We start from the raw sequence: 9,927 nt of genomic DNA, 5'->3' as shown, positions 1-9,927 counted from the left end.
GACCGGGCGCCTTCTGGCCGCCGCGAGCACGACGGGCCTGCCGGGGGGCGCCCCCAGGCCCCGGAGATGACCGGCGTTCCGTACCACGGCGGGTCGGGAGCCGGCGATGTGGTCAAACCCGCTCAGCATCGGCGTCAGCTCCTGAGCACACCCGCACAGCGTGCACAACCGCGTCCCCGGGTTCTGGTCAGGCGGGTCTGATGGTCAGGCCGGTCTCGGCGAGGCAGCCGTCTATGAGGTGGCTGCGGTACTGGATGTGCCGCAGGCCGCGTCGGATGCACTGGATGAGGTGTTCGGGAGTGCTGAAAGCGACGTTGGACAGCCAGCCGCGTCGCAGGAGCGACCAGATGCCTTCGACGGGGTTGAGGTCGGGTGCGTAAGGCGGCAGGTAGTAGATGGTCAGCCAGTCCCTGGAGGCGGCGAACTTCTGTAAGTCGGCGGCCTTGTGGACGTTGAGATTGTCCCAGATAAGCACGATCGGGCCGCCGAGCTGCTGGTGTGCGGCGATCAGCAGGTCCCGGTAGTCACGCCAGGAGAAACTCTTACGTCCGTCGCGTCGGCCGTCGTCCCGACGCGGCCGGAAGATCAGCCTCCAGCGTTGGCCGGGTTTGTAGCAGGTCAGGGCGGCGATAGAGATGCGTCTGCGGGAGCGGCCGCGGACCTGTACCACCGGGGTGCGGCCACGTTGTGACCAGGTCTTCGCGTGCGGCGGCGTCATGGAGAAGCCGGCTTCGTCTTCGAAGACGAGCCAGGCTCCACGGGCCGCCGCGAGTCTTCCGCGCAGGGCCAGGTCTCCTTCACCCAGCCGGCCACAGCTTCGTCATCCCGCTCGATGGCGCGTCGGGCCGGGACCTGGCAGGACCAGCCGTTGCGGACCAGCAACTTCCGCACGCCCTGGATGGTGTAGGTCAGGTGGAAGCGCCGGCCGATCACGGTCTTGATCCGCGCCAGGGTCCACCGCTGGTCCTCCCAGCCGTGTGCGGCCGGCCCCTTGGCCAGCTCTCCCTCCAACTGCGCGAACTGCTTCTCGGTCAGCCTCGGCAACGACGCCGGCCCCTGCGACCGCAGAGCACGCGGACCGCCCTCCGCCCACGCCTGCCGCCATCGCTGCACCGATCGGACACTGACGCTCAGGTCTTTGGCGATCAACAAGCTCGCATCGCCCCTGGCGAACCGCTCGGCCGCCTGGAGGCGTAAGTCCTCACGGAACTGCTGCCGTTCGGCGGTCAGCCCGCCACCCTGTGGATACCGCATGTCCCGGTGATACCGCAGGGGACAGCGGCCCGTCAGTCTCTACGACAACGCGAGTTCAACCTCAGTAACCCGCCGTTTTATGACGTCCGCTGACGGAGTCGATGGCCTGTTCTTGTGCCGAGGACCGGGGCGGGGAAGTCAAGGGCCGGGGGTTGGCGCTCGGCAACGTCATTGCCCCGCTGGACAATGCGGCGGGGACAGGCCGAGCCGGAAGCTGGGTCGGAGCGGGAACCCGGTCGGAGATTCTCCGGGCAGCGGGTCCAGGCTCCATGACAAGGGCGCGGTCATCCGACGGCTCCGACCGGGCCGTGATCGTCAAGGACCGTATTGCGTCGTCGACGGCCCGCGGGCCGCCGAGGCGATATGACGGCAGGGACTTCACCGGCGTCCAGGGCACGATCAGTGGCGTGCTTCAAGTTGATGGTGCCGGAGTCCAGCAGACCTTCGTCCAGGGATTCCAGCCCGCAGTCGATGGCTTCGCGGCAGCCGTCCTCGATGAGCCGTTCGAGCAGGCCTGCGACTCGGCCGATGCGCTCGCAGAGATACTCGGGTATCGTGCCCGAGCTCAGCGTACGGGGGCCGGCGTCGAGCAGACGCAGCGCGTCCTCAACTCCGGATTCCGAAGAGGGTGTCGCGCTCGTCGCATTGGCCTGCCGCGCCTCCTGGTCAAGGGTGGCGCAATTATTGGCGGTTCGCCACGGAGGAAAGCCATCACCTCGTGACCGAGTACTTGGGTGCACGAGCCCCCGTCAAAAAAGTCCTATCAAGTGTTGAACTCGTAGAGGTCGTAGGCCACCATGACCAGCCTGCCAGGTGCCCTCCAGCCGAGTGCTGACCCCAGTGGGCTCGTCACTGCCTGATAGCCGATGACATCGATCCCGGTCTCCGCTGTGCCCATCCACAGGGCTCCCTCTTCGGTGGAGGCAAACCAGCAGGGGCCACCCGAGTAGGCCCCCCAGATGGTGTTGAAGTTGAAAACCTGGGGGCGGCTGGTGTCGGCAATGAGATTGGCGCTGTCCCGCAAGACGACTGCCCACGTGCTTCGATCGATGGTGTAGTACCAGAGGTTTCGATCGGCAGCACCTACTGAGCAGTTGGCCACCAGGATGGACTCTCCCCGCACATTGACATCGTTGATGCCGCGCTGCGCGGTGGGGTTGTAGACCATCTGGGACAGGATCTCGCCCGACGGAACCTCGACGATGCAGAGGTAGCCGTCCTCCGAGCCCGAGATGACCCGCTGGGTCCCGTCCGAGGCGTCCAGTACCTCGACCGCATGGATGTCGTGCAGACCCCAAGGGTTCACGGGATTGGGATTGCGCAGGTCTACCGAACGGACGAACGTGAGTCGTGGCGGTCCAGAGAGGAGATTCCAGATGGACAGGTGACCGCTCGTGTGGCCGATCACGACCGTCTTTCCGTCGATACCCACGCGCCCGGCGGTCGCGACCCCGAGGGACGGAGCGTACGCAAACGTCCCGCTCAGCCGCAGGTCCGACCAGTCGCCCTCGCGCGAGTTCCACAGCGCGATGGTCCGGTCGTCGTTCGAGGTGATGAACGACCGGCGTGCCACGGGCACCACCATGCGCACGCCCTGGAACGCCGGGCTGTTTGCGGCCTTGGTGATCAACGGCCCGTCGAACGGCTGCGTCTCCGTGTACGCGAACACACTGATCGAACCGTCCCACCGGCCTACCAAAAAGTGGTGGTCGTCCAGCCACGCCAGGGACTGCGCCATCTGATAGGTGGCGCCGCTTGATGTGATGGGTAGCGCGATGGGCACGACATCGGCTTCGGGGAAGGTCACTCCCTTCTCGATCAGTTCCTGACGGGAACGGAGCACTGGCGGCACCTGCACCGCATGTTGACCACTGAAGTTCGTAGGCTCAGTCATTTCCGACCTTCCTGAGTGCGGTTGTCGGGCGAGCCAGTGCGCAGAACGCTCGATGGCTCAGGTGACGGCCCCGGCGCTGCAAGACTTCCGTGCCCTTGCGCGCGATGCAAGCGGTCCCAGGCACGTCCTGCTCGACGGAACGCTCGCCGAGTGCGACCGGGTCGGCGACAGCCGGGCCGACTGCTCCCACAAGCACCGACGCCACGGCGTGAACGTGCAGGTCGTGACCGATCCCACGGGCAGACTGCTGTGGATCTCACCCGCGCTGCCCGGCCGCACACACGACCTCACCGCGGCCCGCACCCACAAGATCATCCGGATCTGCGAACGCCAGGGCGTCCCCGTCCTCGCCGACCGCGCCTACATCGGCGCCGGCCCCTGGGCAACCACACCGGTCCGACGCCCGCCCCACCGAGAATCACACCGACTCAGCGCACGCCGGACCGAGCGCTGTCAGCGGCACGAGCACCGGTCGAACGGGGTGTCGCAAGGCTGAAGTCCTGGCGGATCTTCCGCAGGGCACGCTGCAGTCCGAACCGCCTGTCGTCAATCGCCGCAGCCATCCTCACCCTGGAGCGTCAGCGCTGAAAACGCTCACTGAGCCTCTTTCATCCTGTGCTGGAGGGTGAAAGAGGCTGGTCAGCGGGGGCGGTGACGAGGCAGGGCCCCCGTCGTTGGCGTGGTGATTCCACTCAACCCGCTGGCGACCGAAGGGGCCCTGTTGGTTCCGTATCCTGCCACGCTCGACGTCCCGCGCGAGCTTGTTGAACATGTCGCCTGGCTGCTGTACGAGCACCGCCGGGTCCGCAACACCCGCTGGCGCAAGCTCGGCTGCTTCAATCAGGCGTTGCTCACGCTGGTCCATCTACGGAAGAACGAGACGTTCTCGCAGCTCGGAGTCGGGTTCGGAATATCGCAGGCTACCGCCTGGCGGTACGTCGACGAGACGCTGGAGGTCCTGGCCGGCTGGGCACCCGGCCTCCACGAAGCCCTCACCGGCCTCGGTGAAGGCGACCACGTCATCGTTGACGGCACCCTGATCCCCACCGACCGCATCCGCGCGGACGAGCCGTACTACTCGATGAAGCACCGCAAGCACGGCATGAACGTGCAGGTCATCGCCCGCCCCGATGGCACCCCGCTCTGGTTCTCCCGCGCAACCCCGGGCCGCACCCACGACCTGACCACGGCCCGCGCCCACGGCATCGTCCAAGCCTGCCTCACCCGACAGATCCTCGTCCTCGCAGACCGCGCCTACCAGGGCGCCGGCGCCACCTTCCGCACCCCCTACTACCACCACAATGAACAACCCGAGCACTACCAGCAGTTCAACCGGACCACGCCAGACTCCGAGCCCCCGGCGAACGCGCCTTCGTCCAGTTGAAGGCCTGGCGGCTACTACGGCGAGCCAGATACTCCACCCGCCGTATCAGCACCATCGTCCAGGCCGTCCACACACTGTTGACCTGCAACTATTCAGGATGAAAGAGGTTCACTGACATGAGGGCGAGACATCGCAACCAGCATGGCGGGCGATTCTTCGCACTCGCTCGATTGACGGCTGTGGTTACTTATGAACCTCCTATGACCAATCGTTCCCTACAATGGTGATGTTCCGATCGGGAACGTTGTCGCCGGTAGTTTCGGCGAGCCATGCGACGTTCGTGAGATTCACCTTGTGCTCGTCTTGCGCGCAAAGCAGAACGGGGCAGTCGTCACCAAAATGCTTCGCCCTCTCTTGCAATTGGCTGATCAGCTCCCCAAGGTGCATGGTGTTGCTCAAGTCTGCCGTTCCTGTGACTTCGGCTTCGATTTTTCGCAGGTCCATCTGGCGCACCACCTAGAACTCGGTCCGATCACTTAAGAGCCACAATGGCATGTGCCATCCGAAGTGACATCTGGCCCGATGGCGGCTTGGTGCGTCCGCGTTAAAAAGTCAGCTGAATGGCTGACCCGCTCCGTGGCTACTGAGGTTGAACTCGTGATGTCGTGTCCTTGCTCAGGTGGGTCTGATGGTCAGGCGTGGCCCCTGCCGAAGGGGGAAGGACGAGCTGGCCGAACGCTGGCAGGCCGCCCGCGCGGACGGACCGCCGACGCCCCCGCCCACCCCGGCCCCGGCCGACTTCGCCCAGGACACGTTCGACTTCGGCTGACCCGACGACAGCGGGGCCGGACAGGAACACCCTGCCCACGCCCCTGGGCCGACTTGCCCAGCCTCGGCCCGGGGCACGCTGGGAGGCGTGAGCAGCGCGGGCCGATCGTCGTGCACCGGCCCTGCCGTCCGGGCGGCCGGTCACCGTGCACAGCGGCGGTCGGGACGAGATCCTCGGCACCCCCTACAGCGACCTCGACCTGGTCGTGTTCCACGAGGGCACCGGTGTCGTCGAACCCGAGGCCATCTGGGACGACCCGCAGTGGGTGGAGTGGCGTGGCGGCCACGCCCACCAGTTCCGCACCGCCTGACGGAGGCGGTGGGTCGGGTGCACATGCTGCGCCCGGCCGCTGCCGGTCAGCCAATCAGCTTGTGCAGCACGGGGACGCTGAGTTTGAAGGAACCCAAGCCCGCGGCGACGGCTGTGGGCACGGACTTGTCGTGGAGGAACATGAGGCCACCCATGACGAGGCCGATGATGACGGCCGCCAGGAACACCACGGCGGCGTGCACCGACAGCAGCGGGGTCTCCGACGGAGTCCCTGCGCCGGCCGGGGCGGGCGGTTCGGGGCGGGTGGGTATGGGGGAGCGCGGGTGCGGGTCCCGAGACATCGGGAGTCTCCTGCGAGGCGGAGGAACAGAGACGGCGGACACCTGTGGTGGTGTCGTCCGCGTGGGGGTGGTGCGCGCCTCGCGGTCGGCGGTCCTGCGGCGGCTCTCTGCCCGAGAGCGTCCCTGTGGGTTTTCGGCCCGGCCCAGGGTGGGCGTGTTCAGCGTAGCGGTGATCGGCGTGGGTGTTGCCCTGGGCGTCTGGCGGCTGGTCACGGGTACTGCCTCCAAGCGGAGTTCGATGTGACGGGCGGGGACAGTGACAGGTCCGTGGTGCTTGCGTCTCGTCCATCCGGGCACGGCTTCTTCACCCCGTAGGGCCACAAGCCCGGACCCGGACAGCAACGGCCGGGAGGGGAATCTCCGGGGCATGACGAAGGCCCAGGCGCCTGGCCCGGGCCTTGCTTCTCGGGTGTTCTAGCGAGTCGAACGCCGGCGGCCAGGCGTGGACGGCCCGTCCACGAAGCCGACCTGGCCCTGAGAAGGCTGAGGGCGAGGCGGTGTCCTCGCCGAACAGGGGTACCTGCGCCACGTCGACGTCCGTGCGGATGCGGTGTGGCCGGACGGGGTGCCTCCACCTTCCGGCGCTGTCCCGGGCGACGTCGACGGCCACCTCCATCACCACGTCGGGCTCCACCAGGAGGACATCAAGAGCGCGCTGTGTTCCCCACCCTGCCGAGAACGTCCACCCCTGCCACGGATGCGCTCCCGTCGGCGAGACCAACAGATCGGCCAGGGCGCGGCCGGCGGCCTGGGAGAGCGTGGTGCTGCGGCCCGGTGTACTGCAGGCGGCCCGCAGCGTCGTAGCGGCCCAGCAGCAGCGTCCGGGGCGCCGTGAGGGAACCGGTGACGGCACCGACCACTGCTTCGGTGGTGGCCCGCACCTTGTACTTCCGCCACGATCGAGCGCCCCGGACGTAGGGCTCGTCCAGCCGCTTGAAGCACAGCCCTTCCATCCCGGCCGCCGTCCACTCCAGCCATCCGCGTGCCGTCGCCGGGTCGGTCGTCGACGGGCACAGCGTCAGCGGCGCCTGAAAGCCGTGGTCGGCGAACAGCGACTCCAGCGCCGCGCGCCGCCGCTGGTACGGCCAGCCGGCCAGGTCCCCGCCTTCGCGGAGCAGGTCGAAGACGACGTAGTGCGCCGGCCACTGGCGCGCCGCCTCGGCCGCGCCGGCTCCGCGGCGGGCGAGGCGCTGCTGCAGGCGATCGAGTACCAGTCGGCCGGACTCCCACACCACCAGCTCACCGTCCAGGCCGGTGTCCGCGGGCAGCTGCGCGAGGGCCGCCTCCCGGATTTCGGGGAACGAGCCGGTCATGTCCGTCCCCTGCCGGGAGCGCAGCAACACCCGTCCGTCCGCGTACACGGCGAGCTGGGCGCGGTAGCCGTCCCACTTCGGCTCGGCGGCCCACCCAGGGGGCAAGGCGGGGTTGTCCACAGGCACGGTCAGCATCGGTTCCGGTAAGGACCACGTCATGGCGTGATGCCTTCCACGCCGAACCACCACAGGCGCGGCGAACAGGGCTCAGTCCGGCAGTCGGCTGACGCCGTCCGGAGCTAGCCGAGGATGCCTAGGGCGGTGTCGGGCCGGCAGTGGATGCACGGCGGTACCTGCCGGCGCAGGGCGTCGATCGCCTGCTGCCGGGTGGCGGGGCGGCACCGGCCGCTCTTGGCCGCCGCCCAGCAGCCGCCAGTGTGCACGGCGTCCACGTTGGCGCGGTTCAGCCCGTACTGGACCAGCCACTCAGGCGGGGCCGGACGCGTATCCTCGCCGCGGCGCCGTTCCGCCTGACGTCGTTCCTCGGCCACGATCCAGCCGTCGATCTGGGCGAGGGCTGCCGTCGCCTGCTGTACCACCACCCGGCGGGCGAAGTGGAGCAGCTGGAGCCGCGACGGTTCATCGTTCATGCGTTCGATTTTAAGGGGGAATGGTCGGCAACAGCTCCGGGGGAGTGGCATCGGATCCCAGCCCGTACACGCACCCCAGTGCGATGCCGCAGGGTGATCGGGGCACGATTGGTCAGGGCCCTTGGGCCAAGCCCGGTATGAACAGGCAGGCCGGATCGCGAGAGGGCCTCGGCTGGGTTTTTGTGCTCCCAGCCGAGGCCGGGAGCACAAAACCTCACCAACAAACGCAGAGGGGCGGGCAGGGGCAGCACCGCAGCTCGGGGAACCAGGCTGCGAGGACAGTGCGGATCTTGGTCATGGGGGTTCACCTCCTTTCTGTCGACGAGGTTTGGCATCTGGCTGGGAGGTAGGTCAGGGGCCTGAGGGATGCTCATCGGGCACAGGCACGGCGCTGGCTGCGGTGTCGGCCTTTGCCGGCGCTGCTCTGCGGCGCCCCTGCCGGCGGGCGGCCGCCAGGAGGAATGCGGTCGCGGCAACGGGTACTGCGGTTTCGACCGGCCAGGCAGCGGTGGCCAGGCCCCAGCGCGCCGGGCCCAGCATCACCAGCAGCCAGGCACTGATGAGCAGCAGGTTGCGCAGCACGATCCGCCAGCTGACCGTCTGGCCGCCGCCGAAGCAGCCGCAGTCCGCCGTGTCCCCGCGGGCCAGCATCACGAGCACGACCGCCGTGAACATCATCAGGAGGACCCCGGCGGGCATCGCGCCCGCCAGGCCGAACGCTCCGGTCAGCAGCATTACGCCCGCCAAGCTCTCGGCGGCAGGCAGCCCGACCGCCACCGGGGCCCGCGCCCAGGCGGGCACCACCGGCACAGACTCCAGCCACCGCTTCTGCGCCATCACCGGCCGGACCGCCTTCGTCCAGGCCGCAGCCATGAACAACATGCCCAGCAGCACTCGCACCATCACCGGCACAACATCACCCATGGCATGCCACCGCCCTCCCCCTCCGCGGGGTATCCGTGCGGAGCCGTTCTGTACGGGTAAGTTGCCTTGACAGATGCCAGGCAAATCCCGGCCGTGGGGGGCGTGCGGGGGCACATCACAGCGCAGCGTTTGTGGCGTTACGCCACCTGGAACGCGGATAAGCGGTCCGCTCGACCGAGGCCACAAACACGCCCCGGCCTCAGACGGCAAGTCCAACATCACATCAAGGAAACCGAGATGAACGGGTGCCAAGACGGGCACTCAAGGCTTCAAGATCGTCCCGTGGCCCCTTCTGGGCTAACCGCGACGATTCACACCTCATCTGGATTCGATACTCATCTAAGAGACAGAACCTATAGCCCCCGATGTGGCCGGGCGGACGCCCCGGGCAGGCCACCGCACGCGGCGTGCACCTGCCCACGCAGACCGTTCCGGGGAATACCGCCCGGTGGGATATCGAAGCCGCGCACAATGGCGGCAACGGCCCTCGATTTGGTGGTCACGCAGTTTCACAGCCATGCCTCGTGTGCTCTTTTTCGTGGAATGCAGTGCGTCAGCAGAAAGGGAATCCCGGCGCGAGGTGTGCGGCGCTGGGGGATGTGGTGTCTGGACCCAGAACTTACACAGTCAGACTTGTGATGCATCACCCCGTGCGTCAAACTTCGTCCCCCGGGGTGATGCGCGACTTGATTTCGCCCACGAGTGGCCGGTTGCGATGTATGGTGGTGGGGCATTGGTGAGCGTGTCGGGGTGGTTTCGAGGGTGGGGGAGGGGGTTCGGGTGGAGCGCAGCGGAACCCGTCACCACGGTGGACCCGACGCCCCGTCAGGCCAACAGATCATCACCTCAGTTGCGGGGTGTTGGACAGGAACCTCAAGCCCTACACAGACCTGCGCGTGATGCACCCTCCCCTTGCTGCCAGCCCTGGCACCCGCGCTTGCGCGGGTGCTCACAATTCGCGCTTGCGCGAATTGCCCAGTTTTTTAGAATTCCGCTTGCGGAATTCTAATTCCCGCGCTTGCGCGGGAATTAGGCGGAGCGCAGCGGAGCCGCAACTACCGCGCGGCTTGCCGCGCGGTATCCCGCTCCGCGGGTCAGGGACGACTCGGGGCCGTCGGCGTGCTGGTGGATCGGCTGTCACAGGACCTCCTTTGATACTCAGGCGATCCAGAGACTAGCTCAAATATC

Annotated in this window: 11 protein-coding genes and 2 pseudogenes; 5 read left to right on the top strand and 8 right to left on the bottom strand. The window is 67.5% G+C overall.

Features of this window, described 5'->3' with window-relative positions:
- Positions 1 to 187: 187 nt before the first annotated feature.
- Positions 188 to 718 (bottom strand): transposase, encoded by a 531-nt coding sequence (locus AB0L74_RS34470; RefSeq protein WP_365661450.1) that lies wholly within the window; start codon positions 716 to 718, stop codon positions 188 to 190.
- Positions 715 to 1,254 carry a winged helix-turn-helix domain-containing protein gene (locus AB0L74_RS34465; RefSeq protein WP_365661447.1) on the bottom strand — a complete coding sequence of 180 codons (540 nt, stop codon included), beginning with the start codon at positions 1,252 to 1,254 and terminating at the stop codon, positions 715 to 717. The genes AB0L74_RS34470 and AB0L74_RS34465 overlap by 4 nt, the downstream gene beginning before the upstream one ends.
- Positions 1,255 to 1,562: 308 nt before the next feature.
- Here AB0L74_RS34465 and AB0L74_RS34460 point away from each other — a divergent pair, with 308 nt between their 5' ends.
- Positions 1,563 to 1,976 carry a hypothetical protein gene (locus AB0L74_RS34460; protein ID WP_365661445.1) on the top strand — a complete coding sequence of 138 codons (414 nt, stop codon included), beginning with the start codon at positions 1,563 to 1,565 and terminating at the stop codon, positions 1,974 to 1,976.
- Between the two features lie 41 nt (positions 1,977 to 2,017).
- Here the strand turns inward: AB0L74_RS34460 and AB0L74_RS34455 are convergent, their stop codons facing one another.
- Positions 2,018 to 3,148, bottom strand: coding sequence for a hypothetical protein (locus AB0L74_RS34455; protein WP_365661442.1), 1,131 nt, complete (start codon positions 3,146 to 3,148; stop codon positions 2,018 to 2,020).
- 124 nt (positions 3,149 to 3,272) lie between these two features.
- Between AB0L74_RS34455 and AB0L74_RS34450 the strand changes: the two are divergent.
- A pseudogene (locus AB0L74_RS34450) lies at positions 3,273 to 3,736 on the top strand (transposase family protein); the annotation flags it as partial.
- Positions 3,737 to 3,827: 91 nt separating this feature from the next.
- Positions 3,828 to 4,633 (top strand): annotated as a pseudogene (locus AB0L74_RS34445) (transposase family protein).
- Positions 4,634 to 4,730: 97 nt separating this feature from the next.
- Here the strand turns inward: AB0L74_RS34445 and AB0L74_RS34440 are convergent.
- Complete coding sequence (locus AB0L74_RS34440) at positions 4,731 to 4,988, bottom strand: hypothetical protein (RefSeq protein ID WP_365661439.1); 258 nt, start codon at positions 4,986 to 4,988, stop codon at positions 4,731 to 4,733.
- 172 nt (positions 4,989 to 5,160) lie between these two features.
- Between AB0L74_RS34440 and AB0L74_RS34435 the strand changes: the two genes are divergently transcribed.
- Both AB0L74_RS34435 and AB0L74_RS34430 read left to right on the top strand, forming a co-directional pair.
- A complete protein-coding gene (locus AB0L74_RS34435; protein WP_365661436.1) occupies positions 5,161 to 5,301 on the top strand; it encodes a hypothetical protein in 141 nt (46 codons plus the stop codon).
- Between the two features lie 145 nt (positions 5,302 to 5,446).
- The gene (locus AB0L74_RS34430) at positions 5,447 to 5,611 is read left to right on the top strand and encodes a hypothetical protein (RefSeq protein ID WP_365661434.1); all 165 of its coding nucleotides are present in this window, start codon (positions 5,447 to 5,449) and stop codon (positions 5,609 to 5,611) included.
- 46 nt (positions 5,612 to 5,657) lie between these two features.
- Here AB0L74_RS34430 and AB0L74_RS34425 read toward each other — a convergent pair whose 3' ends face one another.
- From AB0L74_RS34425 to AB0L74_RS34410, 4 genes are all read right to left on the bottom strand, one after another.
- Positions 5,658 to 5,912 (bottom strand): hypothetical protein, encoded by a 255-nt coding sequence (locus AB0L74_RS34425; protein WP_365661431.1) that lies wholly within the window; start codon positions 5,910 to 5,912, stop codon positions 5,658 to 5,660.
- A 644-nt stretch (positions 5,913 to 6,556) separates the two neighbouring features.
- Positions 6,557 to 7,384, bottom strand: a complete 828-nt coding sequence (locus AB0L74_RS34420) for an ATP-dependent DNA ligase (RefSeq protein WP_365661428.1) — start codon at positions 7,382 to 7,384, stop codon at positions 6,557 to 6,559.
- 80 nt (positions 7,385 to 7,464) lie between these two features.
- Positions 7,465 to 7,815 carry a DUF6233 domain-containing protein gene (locus tag AB0L74_RS34415; RefSeq protein ID WP_365661425.1) on the bottom strand — a complete coding sequence of 117 codons (351 nt, stop codon included), beginning with the start codon at positions 7,813 to 7,815 and terminating at the stop codon, positions 7,465 to 7,467.
- Positions 7,816 to 8,166: 351 nt separating this feature from the next.
- Positions 8,167 to 8,739, bottom strand: coding sequence for a MauE/DoxX family redox-associated membrane protein (locus AB0L74_RS34410; protein WP_365661422.1), 573 nt, complete (start codon positions 8,737 to 8,739; stop codon positions 8,167 to 8,169).
- Between the last annotated feature and the right edge of the window lie 1,188 nt (positions 8,740 to 9,927).

This window comes from Streptomyces sp. NPDC052020 (assembly GCF_040680575.1).
In the GTDB taxonomy this organism is placed as follows: domain Bacteria; phylum Actinomycetota; class Actinomycetes; order Streptomycetales; family Streptomycetaceae; genus Streptomyces.
Note: the sequence above shows the minus strand (reverse complement) of the source record. Positions and strands in the feature narration are given on the sequence as shown.

Bases quoted from the DNA above. Each gene is read 5' to 3' on its own strand.
- AB0L74_RS34420 (WP_365661428.1), bottom strand. From the start codon at position 7,384: ATGACGTGGTCCTTACCGGAACCGATGCTGACCGTGCCTGTGGACAAC.
- AB0L74_RS34465 (WP_365661447.1), bottom strand. From the start codon at position 1,254: ATGCGGTATCCACAGGGTGGCGGGCTGACCGCCGAACGGCAGCAGTTC.
- AB0L74_RS34415 (WP_365661425.1), bottom strand. From the start codon at position 7,815: ATGAACGATGAACCGTCGCGGCTCCAGCTGCTCCACTTCGCCCGCCGG.
- AB0L74_RS34455 (WP_365661442.1), bottom strand. From the start codon at position 3,148: ATGACTGAGCCTACGAACTTCAGTGGTCAACATGCGGTGCAGGTGCCG.
- AB0L74_RS34410 (WP_365661422.1), bottom strand. From the start codon at position 8,739: ATGGGTGATGTTGTGCCGGTGATGGTGCGAGTGCTGCTGGGCATGTTG.
- AB0L74_RS34435 (WP_365661436.1), top strand. From the start codon at position 5,161: ATGGTCAGGCGTGGCCCCTGCCGAAGGGGGAAGGACGAGCTGGCCGAA.
- AB0L74_RS34470 (WP_365661450.1), bottom strand. From the start codon at position 718: ATGACGCCGCCGCACGCGAAGACCTGGTCACAACGTGGCCGCACCCCG.
- AB0L74_RS34425 (WP_365661431.1), bottom strand. From the start codon at position 5,912: ATGTCTCGGGACCCGCACCCGCGCTCCCCCATACCCACCCGCCCCGAA.